17 protein-coding genes and 1 tRNA gene are annotated in these 14,601 nt (G+C 49.6%); 12 read left to right on the top strand and 6 right to left on the bottom strand.

All coding sequences use genetic code 11. From position 1 onward, the window contains the following. Window positions 1-75: 75 nt before the first annotated feature. Both FCN78_RS01890 and zapG read right to left on the bottom strand, forming a co-directional pair. Window positions 76-1,440 (bottom strand): Do family serine endopeptidase, encoded by a 1,365-nt coding sequence (locus FCN78_RS01890; RefSeq protein ID WP_106407177.1) that lies wholly within the window; start codon window positions 1,438-1,440, stop codon window positions 76-78. A 71-nt stretch (window positions 1,441-1,511) separates the two neighbouring features. Further along, entirely contained in the window at window positions 1,512-1,919 is a 408-nt protein-coding gene (zapG, locus tag FCN78_RS01895) for a Z-ring associated protein ZapG (protein ID WP_069363320.1), read from the bottom strand. Between the two features lie 276 nt (window positions 1,920-2,195). Between zapG and zapE the strand changes: the two genes are divergently transcribed. The 8 genes from zapE (at window position 2,196) to sspB (ending at window position 8,636) form a co-directional block, all read left to right on the top strand. Further along, window positions 2,196-3,302 carry a cell division protein ZapE gene (gene zapE, locus FCN78_RS01900; RefSeq protein WP_077659042.1) on the top strand — a complete coding sequence of 369 codons (1,107 nt, stop codon included), beginning with the start codon at window positions 2,196-2,198 and terminating at the stop codon, window positions 3,300-3,302. Between the two features lie 277 nt (window positions 3,303-3,579). Next, window positions 3,580-4,008, top strand: coding sequence for a 50S ribosomal protein L13 (rplM, locus tag FCN78_RS01905; RefSeq protein WP_077649969.1), 429 nt, complete (start codon window positions 3,580-3,582; stop codon window positions 4,006-4,008). Window positions 4,009-4,021: 13 nt separating this feature from the next. Beyond that, window positions 4,022-4,411 (top strand): 30S ribosomal protein S9, encoded by a 390-nt coding sequence (rpsI, locus tag FCN78_RS01910; RefSeq protein ID WP_069363322.1) that lies wholly within the window; start codon window positions 4,022-4,024, stop codon window positions 4,409-4,411. A gap of 379 nt (window positions 4,412-4,790) precedes the next feature. Continuing rightward, window positions 4,791-5,381, top strand: a complete 591-nt coding sequence (petA, locus tag FCN78_RS01915; RefSeq protein WP_046073929.1) for a ubiquinol-cytochrome c reductase iron-sulfur subunit — start codon at window positions 4,791-4,793, stop codon at window positions 5,379-5,381. Then, window positions 5,381-6,649, top strand: a complete 1,269-nt coding sequence (locus tag FCN78_RS01920; RefSeq protein ID WP_069363323.1) for a cytochrome b — start codon at window positions 5,381-5,383, stop codon at window positions 6,647-6,649. The genes petA and FCN78_RS01920 overlap by 1 nt, the downstream gene beginning before the upstream one ends. After that, complete coding sequence (locus tag FCN78_RS01925) at window positions 6,646-7,383, top strand: cytochrome c1 (RefSeq protein WP_046073931.1); 738 nt, start codon at window positions 6,646-6,648, stop codon at window positions 7,381-7,383. The genes FCN78_RS01920 and FCN78_RS01925 overlap by 4 nt, the downstream gene beginning before the upstream one ends. Before the next feature lie 87 nt (window positions 7,384-7,470). After that, entirely contained in the window at window positions 7,471-8,109 is a 639-nt protein-coding gene (sspA, locus tag FCN78_RS01930; protein WP_046073932.1) for a stringent starvation protein SspA, read from the top strand. Further along, complete coding sequence (gene sspB, locus FCN78_RS01935) at window positions 8,109-8,636, top strand: ClpXP protease specificity-enhancing factor (RefSeq protein WP_077659043.1); 528 nt, start codon at window positions 8,109-8,111, stop codon at window positions 8,634-8,636. Before sspA ends, sspB begins: the two co-directional genes overlap by 1 nt. Window positions 8,637-8,775: 139 nt before the next feature. Here sspB and pyrI read toward each other — a convergent pair whose 3' ends face one another. The 3 genes from pyrI to argF all read right to left on the bottom strand — a co-directional run bounded on the left by pyrI (window position 8,776) and on the right by argF (window position 11,406). Next, on the bottom strand, window positions 8,776-9,243 hold the full coding sequence (pyrI, locus tag FCN78_RS01940; RefSeq protein WP_077659044.1) for an aspartate carbamoyltransferase regulatory subunit: 468 nt from the start codon (window positions 9,241-9,243) through the stop codon (window positions 8,776-8,778). Beyond that, entirely contained in the window at window positions 9,240-10,184 is a 945-nt protein-coding gene (gene pyrB, locus FCN78_RS01945; protein WP_069363327.1) for an aspartate carbamoyltransferase, read from the bottom strand. Before pyrB ends, pyrI begins: the two co-directional genes overlap by 4 nt. A gap of 214 nt (window positions 10,185-10,398) precedes the next feature. Beyond that, the gene (gene argF / locus FCN78_RS01950) at window positions 10,399-11,406 is read right to left on the bottom strand and encodes an ornithine carbamoyltransferase (protein ID WP_077659045.1); all 1,008 of its coding nucleotides are present in this window, start codon (window positions 11,404-11,406) and stop codon (window positions 10,399-10,401) included. Window positions 11,407-11,726: 320 nt separating this feature from the next. On the opposite strand from argF, the gene FCN78_RS01955 reads away from it, so the two are divergent. The 4 genes from FCN78_RS01955 (at window position 11,727) to FCN78_RS01970 (ending at window position 13,808) form a co-directional block, all read left to right on the top strand. Then, window positions 11,727-11,945 (top strand): hypothetical protein, encoded by a 219-nt coding sequence (locus FCN78_RS01955; RefSeq protein ID WP_131825565.1) that lies wholly within the window; start codon window positions 11,727-11,729, stop codon window positions 11,943-11,945. 154 nt (window positions 11,946-12,099) lie between these two features. Further along, window positions 12,100-12,175: transfer RNA gene (locus FCN78_RS01960), tRNA-Ile, on the top strand. A 910-nt stretch (window positions 12,176-13,085) separates the two neighbouring features. Continuing rightward, the gene (locus tag FCN78_RS01965; protein WP_235607557.1) at window positions 13,086-13,379 is read left to right on the top strand and encodes a hypothetical protein; all 294 of its coding nucleotides are present in this window, start codon (window positions 13,086-13,088) and stop codon (window positions 13,377-13,379) included. 192 nt (window positions 13,380-13,571) lie between these two features. Further along, window positions 13,572-13,808 (top strand): hypothetical protein, encoded by a 237-nt coding sequence (locus FCN78_RS01970; protein ID WP_077659048.1) that lies wholly within the window; start codon window positions 13,572-13,574, stop codon window positions 13,806-13,808. A gap of 349 nt (window positions 13,809-14,157) precedes the next feature. On the opposite strand, the gene FCN78_RS01975 is transcribed toward FCN78_RS01970, so the two are convergent. Beyond that, window positions 14,158-14,544: a hypothetical protein gene (locus FCN78_RS01975; protein WP_077605723.1), complete on the bottom strand. Its 387-nt coding sequence runs from the start codon at window positions 14,542-14,544 to the stop codon at window positions 14,158-14,160. Window positions 14,545-14,601 lie beyond the last annotated feature (57 nt).

Below are 14,601 nucleotides of genomic sequence, written 5' to 3' on the forward strand. Positions count from 1 at the left end.
TCACCGCGGTCTGACCAAAAAAATGCCTGCCGAGAAGGCAGGCATCAATCGATGAACGCCAGGCCTGTTCGCGGTCTAGCGGATCACCAGGTACAAGGAGCTGTTGTCGCGGACGATATTGAGCGCCAGCACACTGGGTTTGTCTTCCAGCAGTTTGCGCAGATCGCCTAAGTTCTCAACCTTGTGACGATTAAGACCGACAATCACATCCCCTTCACGCAGCCCATAGCGCGCGGCGAGTGAACCTTCTTCAATCGCCGTCACTTCTACCCCAGCGGGCTTGGTGTCGTGATTTTTCAGCTCAGCACCGGTGAGGGCTTTGTGTAAGTTGTCGGCCTTGGTTTGCGTTTGGCTCGCCTCTTTAAGGGTGGTGTCCATTTCTAGGTTTTCACCGTCGCGGATAACCCCCAAGGTCACTGGCTTGCCCGCGCCCAAGGTGGCAATTTTAGCGCGTAGCTCGCCAAAGCTGCGGATGCTCTTGCCATTAACCGAGACGATGATGTCCCCGGCTTCCAAGCCTGCCTCTTCTGCTGCAGATTCAGGCATGACTTGGCTGACAAAGGCACCGTGTTTTGTAGCAAGGCCAAAGGCATCGGCCAGCTCCGATGTTAGCTCGCGACCGGTTACTCCCAGCATACCGCGGCGCACTGAGCCGTATTCGATAATTTGGTCGACTAGGCTTTTCGCCATATTGACTGGAATCGCAAAACCAATCCCGACGTTACCGCCATTTGGGCCTAAAATAGCGGTGTTGATCCCCATTAGCTCGCCATTAAGGTTAACCAGGGCACCGCCCGAGTTACCACTGTTGATCGCCGCATCGGTTTGAATAAAGTTCTCAAAGTTTTCCAAATTCAAACCACTGCGCCCTAGTGCAGAGATGATCCCCGAAGTAACGGTTTGCCCAAGCCCAAACGGGTTACCAATCGCCACGGCAAAATCGCCCACGCGCAGTTCGTCGGAGTCCGCGAGCGGAATTTGGGTCAGGTTATCGGCCTCTTCTTCGAGCTGAAGAAGGGCGATGTCAGACATTTCATCGCTGCCAATCAAGGTGGCATCGTACTCGCGTCCGTCTTTGAGCTGCACGCGAATTTGGTCGGCATCATCAATCACATGGTGGTTGGTGACAATATAGCCCTTATCCGCGTCGACAATCACCCCTGAGCCGAGTCCGCGAAATGGGCGCTCTTGGGCTTGTTCTGGCGGTATGTTGGGGCCGAAGAAAAAACGAAAGGCTTCTGGAATACGCTGCTTGGCGACTTTATTGCCTTCAACGGCAATGCTCACCACCGCAGGAGACACCTTCTCTAGCATGGGCGCTAAGCTGGGCATCGCCTCACCGTTAACGGTTTGCGGCAAGGCTGCGTGGCTCGGGAGAGGGGAAAAAGCCGCGCCAAGAGTCAGCGCGGCGATACTCATCGCTAGTAAAGACTTCTTCATCATAGACTCACACTCCGATTGTCGAGGTATGAAGTGAGAGTGGGGGCTATCTGAAAAAGTTCAATCCTCCATCAACTTGTCGCGCGTGACCCTTCGCCGCTTTTGAGCAGTCCAGAGGCGCTGCCTGAGTAGTCTCTTGGCGGCTCACTGGTTGTCTCGGCTTTCACTTCAGTGATTTTACCCAGCCGCTTGGCAAACGGATTATCCTGATCGGGCAAGTTGGGCATCAAATCAGTCGAGGTCTTTGCCATGTGTTGATAGAGCTTGTTGTAATCTTTGGAAAGGGTATCGAGCAGCTCCGCGCTTTGGGCAAAATGATCAACCAGTTCTTGGCGATATTGCTCCAGCTCGTAACGTGACTTTTCTAGCTCCCTTTTCATGTTTTTTTGTTGTTTGAGATCGCGTGTCGTCATGCGGGCAATGAAGAAGCCTACCGCGATACCGATGACGAGAAAGATCAGGCTATTAATCCAGGCCATAACTGCTCCTTGTAGTCACAAGTTGACTGTCCACAGATACCACTGGCGGGTCAGTCAAGACAAGTAAAATCACTTGCCTACCTAATAATATCGTACATTCCCCAATAGCTCAGCAAGGGGGATTCGCTTACTATACACGTCGATGCGTCCTTGCGGTACTGGCAGCGGACGGATTGTGGGTTGGGGCGAGTCCTCTCCGGTTTGGCGGATATGTTACGTTTTGTATCGGGCGTGTTAATATGCGTGCGAGGCGATAATCAATGAGGCTTTCACGGAATGACGCCACTCGAGCATTACAATAACGATCTGACCCATAACGATTTTATTGAAGACCCCGCGCAGCGTATGGCAGTAGAGAAACTCGATGATCTCTACCATCGCTTAGTTGCCAACCCCATTGTTCCCGCCACGCCGGAAAAGCGCAGCTGGCTGCCTTGGCGTAAGCGCGAGCCGGCTTCTGTGACCCCTGTAAAAGGCTTATATTTCTGGGGCGGGGTGGGGCGCGGCAAAACCTACCTAATGGATACGTTTTTCCACGCTTTGCCGTTTGAAAACAAGATGCGGATGCACTTTCACCGCTTTATGCATCGCGTGCACCAAGAGCTGAAAACCTTGGATGGCGAGGTTGACCCTTTGCCACAAATTGCCGATAAGTTCGCCCAAGAAACCCGAGTACTGTGCTTTGATGAGTTTTTTGTCTCTGACATTACCGACGCGATGATTTTGGGGACGTTAATGGAAGCCTTGTTTGCGCGTGGCATTACCTTGGTGGCCACCTCTAACATTGTGCCAGATGAGCTTTACTGGAATGGGCTACAACGTGCCCGTTTCTTGCCTGCGATCGCCTTGATTAACCAGCATTGTGAGGTGGTCAATGTCGACTCAGGCGTCGATTACCGCTTACGCACCCTGGAGCAAGCCGAGATCTTTCACCACCCTTTAGGTGATGCTGCGACTGCGCAAATGCACGCGTATTTTAAGAAGCTTAATGGCGAGGGCGGGTTGAAGCAGGATGTGATCGAGGTGAACCATCGACCGCTGCAAACCATCGAAAACGGTGATGGAGTGGTGCATTTTGGTTTTGCTGAGCTGTGCCAATCAGCACGTAGCCAGAGTGACTATATGGAGCTGGCACGCCTTTATCATACCGTGTTGGTTGCTGATATGCCTCAGCTGACTGGCTTGCAAGACGACGCTGCACGGCGCTTTATTGCCTTGGTGGATGAGTTTTATGAGCGCAGCGTGAAGCTAATTATTTCGGCGGCGGTACCCATGGATAGCCTCTATCAAGGCGAGCGGCTGGCGTTTGAATTTCAGCGCTGCCAATCACGCCTTATTGAGATGCAAAGCCATGACTACCTCGCCTTGCCGCACTTGCCCTAAATAGGATAAAAAGCGGGGCGCAAGCGTTCTGATGGTGCGTGTCCCGCCCTACAGTGGCGTGCAGTAGCCAAACAATCACCAACTTAAAAAATCCATCGAATTTTTTTGCCAAAAGGAGGTGATTTTTTCTCCACTCTTCCCTATAATCTCGCGACCCACCGTTACTGTTGAAAGGCTTAGGCCGAGTGTACCACCACTCGAAGGGGTGATGTATGGGCGCTTAACAGTGGGAGCTTAGGCTCCTGAAGTGAAACTTATTAATCGGGTAATCATTAGCATGAAAACTTTCGTTGCTAAACCAGAAACTGTAAAACGCGACTGGTTCGTTGTAGACGCTGAAGGCAAAACGCTGGGCCGTCTGGCCACTGAAATTGCAACGCGTCTGCGTGGCAAGCACAAGCCAGAATACACTCCTCACGTTGACACCGGTGACTACATCGTTGTTGTCAACGCTGAGAAAGTGGCTGTTACTGGCCGCAAAAAGTCTGACAAGATGTACTACAGCCACACTGGCTACATTGGTGGCATCAAGTCAATCAGCTTTGAAAAACTGATCGCGGAAAAACCTGAACTGGTTATTGAAAAAGCCGTTAAAGGTATGTTGCCACGCGGTCCTCTAGGTCGTGCTATGTACCGTAAACTGAAAGTTTACGCAGGTTCTGAGCACAAGCACGCGGCACAACAACCGCAAGTACTAGACATCTAAGAGGAATAAAGCAATGGCAGAACAATACTACGGCACCGGCCGTCGCAAAAGCTCCGCAGCGCGTGTCTTTATCAAGCCAGGCAGCGGTAACATCGAGATCAACAAGCGTTCTCTCGACACTTACTTCGGTCGCGAAACCGCTCGCATGGTCGTTCGTCAGCCGCTTGAGCTGGTAGAAATGACCGAGAAGCTAGACCTGTACATCACCGTTTCTGGTGGTGGTATCTCTGGTCAAGCTGGCGCAATTCGTCACGGCATTACTCGTGCCCTGATGGAGTATGACGAGTCACTACGTCCTGCGCTACGTGCAGCTGGCTTTGTTACGCGTGACGCTCGTCGCGTTGAGCGTAAAAAAATTGGCCTACGCAAAGCACGTCGCAGCCCGCAGTTCTCGAAGCGTTAATCGACGTTTCAGTCAGATTTGCTGCAAAAAGCCTGGTGGCAACGCCAGGCTTTTTTTATTCATCAATTTAACCAGCATTCTCGCGTGTAATACTCATTTATTTCCTTTCAAAACAGTGTATAAGCACTCACTTTCCAACATTTTTATTACCCTTTCCTCAATTCTGTGCACACCGCTCACATTTGTTACAAAAAGGTAGCTTTATCTTGTCAAAAAGTAGGGTTTTCTCTATCATCTAGCCGACGTAATAGCAGCTAAGATTTAATCGAACTGATCCCAGTCAGCCGTTATTACATATTCGTTTTTAAGTAAGCCGTACGCTCCATGGACGCAAAGGACACAATAAAAATCCAAGCGGGAGCACATGGGAGAATGTTGGATGAGCAATGCGCCAGTGAATACCGGCCGACGCCGTTTCCTGACTGCGACGACGTCAGTTGTTGGCGGTTTAGGGGCCGTAGCAGTTGCCGTACCTTTTATTAAGTCTTGGAACCCAAGCGCGAAAGCCAAAGCGGCGGGCGCGCCTGTCGAAGTCGATATCAGCAAGCTACAAGACGGACAAATGATCCGTGTTGAGTGGCGAGGAAAACCTGTATGGATCGTGCGTCGCAGTGATGCGGTCGTCGAAGAGCTGTCTAGCTTCGAGGACCAGCTTCGTGATCCCGGTTCGGCACAGCCGCAACAGCCAGAATACGCAGCCAACCAGACCCGCTCTATTAAACCTGAAATTTTTGTCGCGGTTGGTATCTGTACCCACCTAGGTTGCTCGCCAACCTATCTGCCTGACAGCTTCAGTGAGCAAGTGAGTGGGGTGAAAGCCGGGTTCTTCTGCCCGTGTCATGGTTCTAAATTTGACATGGCAGGACGCGTATTCCAAGGCGTACCTGCACCACTGAACCTGGTCGTTCCACCTTACATGTACTTGGACGACAAACGGGTACTCGTGGGACAAGATGAGGGGACTGCGTAATGGAAAACTTGCTGAACTGGGTTGAGAAACGCATTCCAGCGATGAATGCGTATCGCAAACACATGACTGAGTACCCCATGCCGAAGAACTTCAACTTCTGGTATATGTTTGGTGTGCTCGCAATGCTGGTTCTGGTTAACCAAATTCTGACTGGGATTTGGCTAACGATGAACTACGTACCGTCAGCGGAAGGCGCGTTTGCGTCTGTTGAATACATCATGCGTGATGTGGAGTACGGTTGGCTCCTCCGATATATGCACTCCACTGGGGCCTCGGCCTTCTTTGTGGTGGTCTACCTGCATATGTTCCGCGGCCTCATTTACGGCTCCTACCAAAAGCCACGTGAGCTGTTATGGCTATTTGGTATGCTGATCTTCCTGGTGCTGATGGCTGAAGCCTTTATGGGCTATCTGCTGCCATGGGGGCAAATGTCGTACTGGGGGGCACAGGTTATCATCTCCTTGTTCGGGGCTATCCCAGTTATTGGTGATGATTTGACGCTATGGATCCGTGGCGACTACGTTGTCTCTGGCGCGACCTTGAACCGTTTCTTTGCGCTTCACGTGGTTGCACTACCGATTGTGCTCTTGCTGCTCGTGGCGTTGCACGTACTTGCACTGCACGAAGTGGGCTCCAATAACCCGGATGGTATCGACACTAAACTGCCGAAAGGTGAGGCAGACGACGATGGCCAGCAGTCACAGTTCAAGTTCCACCCTGACTACACCAAGAAATATAAGATCATTGATTCGATTCCTTTCCACCCTTACGGGACAGTGAAAGATTTGATTGGTGTGGGTGTGTTCGGCATCTTGTTTGCCTACGTGATTTTCTTTAATCCCGAAATGGGCGGCTATTTCCTTGAGCCACCCAACTTTGAAGCGGCTAACCCGCTGAAGACCCCTGAGCACATTGCCCCTGTTTGGTACTTCACGCCGTTCTACGCGATTTTGCGTGCGATCCCAGACAAGCTAATTGGTGTGATTGCCATGGGCGCGTCGATTGTGATGCTGTTCATCCTGCCGTGGCTTGACCGCTGCCGTGTGCGCTCATACCGCTACCGCAGCAAGCTGCACTTGGCGAACATCGTCCAATTTGTGATTGCCTTTATTGCTCTGGGTATTCTGGGTGCGTTGCCAGCAACCCCAACCTACACCTTGCTGGCGCAGATCTTCAGCTTCTGTTACTTCATGTTCTTCGTGCTGTTGTTCTTCTACAGCAAAAATGAGGCAACAAAACCGCTACCAGAGAGGGTGACATTCAAATGAGAAAATGGATTGTAATCTTGTGCGCGCTGTTGCCCTCTTTGGCGATGGCCGCCGGTGGTAATGTCCACTTGGACGAAGCCAACAATGATTTGACGGACAAAGCCTCATTGCAACGTGGCGCCAAACTGTTCATGAACTACTGTTTTGGTTGCCATGCTACGCAGTATCAGCGTTATCAGCGTGTGGCCGAAGATCTCAATATTCCTAAAGACTTGATGGAAGACAACCTGATTGTCGATAAGAATGCCGATTACGGCGAGTTGATGAAAAACGCCATGACACAAGAGGCGGGCGCGCAATACTTCGGTGCACCGGCACCTGATCTAACCTTGGTGGCACGTGTACGTGGCGTGGATTGGCTATATACCTATTTACGTTCGTTCTACGTCGACCCATCGCGTCCATTTGGCGTGAATAACACCGTGTTCCCGAACGTGGGTATGCCACACGTGCTTGAAGAGCTTCAAGGCACACCCCGTAAAGTGTACGAAACACGTATGGTGGACGGTGAGCCGGTGGAAGAGTTTGTTGGCCTTAAATCTGACGGCAATGGCGAACTCAGTGCCAGCGAGTACGATAATGCGGTGCGCGATCTGGTTAACTTCCTTGAATATTCAGGGGAGCCGGTGAAGCTAGAGCGCCAGCAGTTAGGCTGGTGGGTGATTGGTTTCTTCGTGGTATTCTTGATTTTGGCGTACTTCCTCAAGAAAGAATATTGGCGCGATGTGCACTGATCGGTTAATCTAGTGTGTTGCTAATCCGCAATGGGGACTTTAGGTCCCCATTGCTTTCTATTGATATTGAACATCCTGGAGGGGTTGATGGCTGTTGCTGCCAATAAACGCTCGGTGATGACGTTATTCTCTGACGCATCTGATCTCTATAGTCATCAGGTACGCATCGTCCTCGCAGAGAAAGGTGTCAGTGTAGAAATCGAGCTGGTGGATCCGAATAATCTGCCAGAAGACCTGGTTGACTTAAATCCTTATAACTCTGTTCCAACCTTGGTAGACCGTGAGTTAGCGTTATATAACGCGGATATCATCATGGAATACTTGGATGAGCGTTTCCCTCACCCGCCATTGATGCCGGTATACCCTGTTGCTCGTGCACAAAGCCGTTTGATGATGTATCGCATCAAGCGCAACTGGTATACCTTGGTTGACCAAATTATGGAAGGCAGTGCTGACGACGCTGATAAAGCGCGTAAGCAGCTGCGTGAAGAGCTTCTGGCGCTGGCACCGGTATTCGCCGAAGATCCATACTTTTTAAGCGAAGAGTTTAGCCTGGTAGATTGCTATTTAGCGCCGCTGCTGTGGCGTTTGCCTGCGCTAGGCATTGAGCTAACTGGCCCAGGTGCGAAGCAAGTAAAAGATTACATGACGCGTCTGTTTGAGCGTGATTCGTTTCTCGCCTCACTGACAGAAGCTGAACGTGAAATGCGACTAACAGGTCAATAATGTCTACATCAGAATTTGCGATGACACCACGCCGCCCGTATTTAGTGCGTGCGTTTTACGACTGGTTATTAGATAACGATCTCACCCCCCACATGGTGGTGGACGCGACTTTGCCGGGCGTACAAGTGCCGTTTGACTACGTTAAAGACGGGCAAATTGTCCTCAATATCGCCCCGCGTGCGGTCGGTAACTTGGAACTGAGCAACGAGCACGTGTGTTTTAATGCGCGCTTTGGCGGCAAGCCCCAGCAAGTGCTGGTGCCTATGGCGGCGGTGCTCGCCATCTACGCACGTGAAAATGGCGCGGGCACCATGTTTGATATGGAGCCAGCCTATGCCCACGCTGATGATGAGGAGATGTTTGAACAAACCGCCCCATCCAGCGAGGGAGAAGACGATGAAGAGCCGTCTTTAGTATCAGTCGACAGCGTTGACGATCCTGAGGCGTTGCCGCAAGCCGATGACGAAGACGACACGCCGGCCGCGCCAAACAAAAAAGGCAAGCCGACGCTCACCGTGGTGAAATAACCGCATCGCACGTTCTCCTTGAAGGTGAGACACAAAAAACCAGCACGCATGTGCTGGTTTTTTTATGCCCAAGCGTAGTGCTCATCGCACAGGTGCGAAACTAAGGCGCCTCACGACGCCTGTATCCGCTGCGGGGGTATCAGTGACGCTCAGTCATGATTTCGCGTGAGAATACTTTCTCACAGTATTTGCAGCGCAGCTTCACATCATCTGCTTCACTTAGCACGCGGAATGAGCTATCGACCGCCGGCTCACCGTGGGCAATACAGTTAGAGTTTGGGCAGCGGAATACGCCTTGAATCACTTCCGGCAAGGTCAGTGGCAGCTTGGCCACTACTTGATAGTCTTCGATTTGATTCACGGTCGCCTGTGGTGCATACAGTGCGAGTTGACTGGCCTGATCTTCGCTGATCACCACATTCTCGATTTTGATCAGATCTTTGCTGCCCAACGCCGACGAGGGCAGGTTCAGACCAATGGTGATCCGCTGATCGCTGCCGTGCATTTGAAACAGGTTTAAGATCTTAAAGCCAATATGCGCCGGGATATGATCGATCACTGTGCCGTGACAGATGGCTTCAACTTGTAGTTTGTTATCCGTGCTCATTGTGCAACTCCTTCAACCTGTTCGTTTAACACCAGTGCCAGCAGGGCTTCTCGGGCATAGACGCCGTTCTCGGCTTGTTCAAAGTAATAGGCGTGTGGGGTTTTATCGACATCCACGGTAATTTCATCCACGCGCGGCAGCGGATGCATCACCTTCATGTTGGGTTTGGCATCACGCAACATGGCCGCATTTAAAATGAACGCCGCTTTAATGTGCGCGTATTCTGATTCATCAAATCGCTCTTTTTGCACTCGTGTCATATACAACACATCCAGCTCAGGCACCACATCGGTGATGCTACTGTGAAGGCTATACGGGTGGCCCGCGGCAGTCAGCTCATCAAGGAGGTGCTCAGGCATCGCCAGCGCATCTGGGGCGATATAGAAAAAGCGGTTCCCCTCGAACTTTGACAAGGCTTGCGTCAGCGAATGCACGGTACGGCCATATTTTAGATCGCCCACCATGGCAATATTGAGATTATCGAGCCGGCCTTGGGTTTCGTAAATTGAGAACAGATCGAGTAGGGTTTGGGTTGGATGCTGGTTAGCACCATCACCGCCGTTGACTACCGGCACACCTTCAGAGAACTCCGAGGCCAACCGTGCGGCACCTTCTTTTGGATGGCGCATTACAAAGCCATCGACATACGAGGAAATCACCCGGACTGAGTCGGCCAAGGTTTCGCCTTTTTTGCCTGACGAGGTATTGCCACCGTCGGGGAAGCCGATCACCGAGCCGCCCAGGCGCTGAATCGCGGTTTCAAACGACAAGCGTGTACGCGTCGACGCCTCAAAAAAGCAGCTGGCAATCACTTTATTTTTTAATAGCGTCGGGTTAGGGCGCGCTTTTAGCTCGCCCGCCGTGGCGACGATTAACGCCAGCTCGTCGCGGCTGAGCTCGGGAATGGAAATAATATGTTTGTTATAAAGCGTATTGGCCATAACGCGAGTCCCTTTCTTTGCAGTGTGCTACAGGCAAAAAAAAACCTCCGAAACGGAGGTTTTTACGATCACGACCAATGCGGATACCGTCCCGCAATGGGGCGGATAAATCGCTGTTTGTAGGTGGAATAACCAACATAACGTCTGGCCGTGTAATGAAATCTGGCCGAATTATACGCCCCTATTTATGTCGTGCAAGCAAAAGTGCAATCGTTTACGTGCTTGCGTTGACGAGTGTGGCAACCATCACAGCCTTGATGGTATGCAGTCGGTTCTCTGCCTGATCAAAGACGATCGACTGCTCAGATTCGAACACCGCGTCGGTCACTTCCAGCCCATTGAGCCCGTATTGATCGGCAATTTGTTTTCCTACGCCAGTCTCATCGTTATGAAAGGCAGGCAAACAGTGCATAAACTTAGCATGTGGGTTTGCGGTGGCGGCCATTAAGCTTGGATTCACCTGATAAGGGATGAGATCAGCCACGCGCTGCGCCCAGGCCGATTCGGGTTCACCCATCGACACCCAGATATCGGTATACACAAAGTCACAACCGTTCACCGCTGCGGTGTCTTCGGTTAAGGTGAGCGTTGCGCCAGTATTGGCGGCGATATCTTGGCAGGTCGCGATCAAATCGGCCTCAGGCCAATAGGCTTTAGGGCCAATCAGGCGCAGATCCATCCCCATTTTCGCCGCGCCGACCAATAGCGAATTACCCATGTTATTGCGCGCATCCCCCACATACGCAAACGCGATTTGATTAAGCGGCTTGTCACTGTGCTCTTGCATGGTGAGCAGATCAGCCAACACTTGGGTGGGGTGAAAATCATCGGTTAAGCCATTCCACACCGGCACCCCGGCATGCGCGGCGAGCGTCTCGACCACTTCTTGACCGAAGCCACGGTATTGAATGCCATCGTACATTCTCCCTAATACCCGCGCGGTATCCTTCATGGTTTCTTTATGGCCAATTTGGGTGCCGCTAGGGCCGAGGTAACTGATTTGCGCGCCTTGATCAAACGCCGCCACCTCAAAGGCACAGCGCGTACGGGTCGAGGTTTTCTCAAAAATCAGCGCAATGTTTTTGCCCGTTAGCTGTGGGGTTTCCTCTCCGCGGGCTTTGGCCGCTTTTAGTGCGGCGGCATCATCAATCAGATCGTAGATTTGCTGAGGTGACAAGTCGAGTAAGGTGAGCAGTGATTGCTGGTAGAGGTCGCTTTTCATATCTATCCCTAAATAACGCGTTAAATTGAATATTAAATCGATATTTTTGTTTAATTATTCTTTGATGGTAAAGCGCGTGCCAGTAAGATGCAAGCGACAAAACCGAGCGTAAAGGCCATCAATTAACCATCAACACACCGTATTGATGGTTTTATGACCGCGAAAGAGGGATTTAATCAAGCGCTGACAATGCTGATAAATTGGCGACAAACTAGACAATCCTTTTACCGCCTTATAGCGAGAGGATGACAGGGCCGCGCGATGAGTACGAGATAGTGTTCATGTCCTCAAGGGCAAACGACAATACTAGGAAGGAGAAGATGATGAAAACACAAAACAAAGCACTGACTCTTAGCGCGCTCATGATGATGGTTGGCCTCGCCGGCCCCGCGATGGCCAACGAAGCCAGCCAACCACAAGGCGACCAGCCCGTGGTAACTTGCCCAGACGGCGACACGGATTGCGACACGCAGCCAATGCCAGAAGACGACAACAGTACCTGGCCGGCGGAAGAAAGCCAAGACCCCGCCATGCAATAAGGCGGTAACCTCCTAAGCAAGCAAAGCGTGAGTGCCGCCACATTGGCGGCGCTTGTTTATCCCACCACACGCTAAGTGCTCAAAAAGCATACTGAATTCGCCCCCCTTACAGCTAGACACCCTGTGAGCCTTCCCCTATAATCCCATTCCATTCGGCCCCTTAGCTCAGTGGTTAGAGCAGTCGACTCATAATCGATTGGTCCCCAGTTCAAGTCTGGGAGGGGCCACCAGATATAGCAAGGCGTAGCAGGTTAGTACCTACTACGCCTTTTTTGTACCTGCTGATTTTTAGTCAAACAAGGAACGGGTACAACTTCCGTTTTCGCATTAGAAAAAATCAGCGGGGTAACACTGAGAGATGCTCAACACTCCGATCCTGCTAGCAGTCCTATTTTCCCTGGCTGATACAAACGCCCACTAAAATGATTTATCCGTTGCGCCTAGGTAACTTCTTGTACCCATCTCACAAAATATGGCTTATCTAACACTTTGGACAATAGCGCACGAAAACCAAAACAGCCCTTGATACACTAGCTTCAAATCTACCAACTCGATGGCGTGTTAGGTGCCGACAACTGATCGGCGGTAGCATGGCTAAACACTGGACGGTTAACCAGCTTATCTGCCAGATACACTCATTAGCGTGCGCCGTTTATCCGTGACCGATTCACACTATCCCAGAACGGATGATTAAAAGAGCTTATTAGTCATATAGTTACAGATTTGTGTTTGGGGATAGTGTGAATACCAGAATAGAGATAGGCGGCATGCACACTTTCGCGGAAGAGCAGTATCCACTAGAGGTGAGAAATTCTATTGGTAACAGCCAGTTAGGTAGAAGAGAGTGCGGATAACGGTTTTGGGAAATCGTGCGTGCGCACTAATACAATGTTATAACTTTTATTGGGAAAACGAGTGAGAAATAGAAATCAGGAGTTACTTGAGATTTTAGTTGGTCTGATAGGGGACTTAACTATTTCAGTTAGCCTAATACGCGAGTATGAGTCGAAACCATACATGCATAAACCAGAATTAAAAACTAGTCGACAATGCATATGGAGACTTTGTTTTAACTCTATTGTTTTAAATTGCTGTAAGTACGTTGAGTTAAACCGTAAGTATTCACGCGAATTCAACGAGATGACGAATGAGCTCAATCAACTCCGTGGTCAATTCAATGAGCAAATTACAAGCAATAAGTCTTTATTAATTCTGCGCGATGACTATGTCGCTCATGTGAACTCGAAGAAAACAAAGAAGAGTTTAACTCCTAGTGAAGTCCAAGAACATATTATTACAATGATTGGCGGCAGCACTAACGCTGCTAAGTTTCTGGATTGGGTTTGTCCAGACAGTTTCGAAGCGTCGAACCCGAATGAAAGTTTGGTCGGTGTGGTAACTCAGCTAAGAGATCTGCTGGCGTCAAAGTTATAACAATAAAATTTAAGGGTGATTCACAACGCTAGGCACCCTCACTTCAAGCAAGCTTAGTGTTTATGGCACAATGCTTTAGGTAGATGGTTAGCGTTGTTCACACCTTAATTTGTCGTTAGCTTCATCTAGAGTGGCTGGTAAAAATTTTTGTTGAGTTAAAACAGTTAACATTGACTATATAGGGAAATTAATATGACTGAATATACAGATAGCGACCGTAATAATTTTGTAGATAAAGCTTTAAGGGAGGGGCGTCATGCCGACATTGTGAAGACTAAGTTTGCTAATGAAGCTCAGGTTGTTCAATATTTGCGAAGTTTAGCGGATAAAATAGAAAATGGGGCTTGTCACGTTGATGAATCATCGGTATCAATTGAGAAGCTTACTCAGCAGTATTCTCTTGAAGTTAAATTAACTGACACCAATTAGTTGTAATTTCGACTTCTTAAAGAAAAAAGCTAACAAATAAGAATCAGTGTCGCGCAGCCGACACTTTATTTGGGTGTTGAACAAGTCCGTTGCTTTATTAAGTAAATCTCTCGAATGCGGATAGGTGGGCGCTGCATCTGACATTTTTTAGCGCGTGTAGAGGTATCGGTGAGTTTGGCCATCTGATTAGAGGTGTTAATAGACACTTCTAAGTACGGATCGACGATTATGTGGTTCTGTGGTGAATCGGAGACAAATAACCATGAACCCAGGGCGAGCGCCCCACCAATTGCAGCAACCGCCAAAGCAGGAGCTTATGCGGTTACGCCAATAAACATTTAAGTTAAATTCATGGCATGTATCCCGTTAATTTTAATAAAATCAAACTCAATATAAGTACAACATAACCCCACATTCCTAATGCGTTAATCCACATAAATACTTTAAATTTTTTAGAATCTGTTTGTTCGCGATGTCGAATAAAGGGATAAGCAATGCAGTAATTGATAAACCGACTTCCGATATCCCAAGTCATTTGGTGCTTCGGACGCATATAGCCGTAATTGTCGTAATACTTATTCAAATCTTTAGCTAGCTGCTTATCTATGAAAATAATGTGCTTAAAGCTCCCTAGAGAAACAACAGAAATCATAATTGCTCCTGGAATCGACCAAGCAAGAGCATAAGTTCCAAAGACCAAACCTAAGGTAGCAGCAAGAAGTTCATACCAAGCCATTAGAAAGCTGCCTCAATATCCGCAATGATGTCTATCGAGCTTTCATACAAGAAATAC

The organism is Salinivibrio kushneri (assembly GCF_005280275.1).
Lineage (GTDB): Bacteria > Pseudomonadota > Gammaproteobacteria > Enterobacterales > Vibrionaceae > Salinivibrio > Salinivibrio kushneri.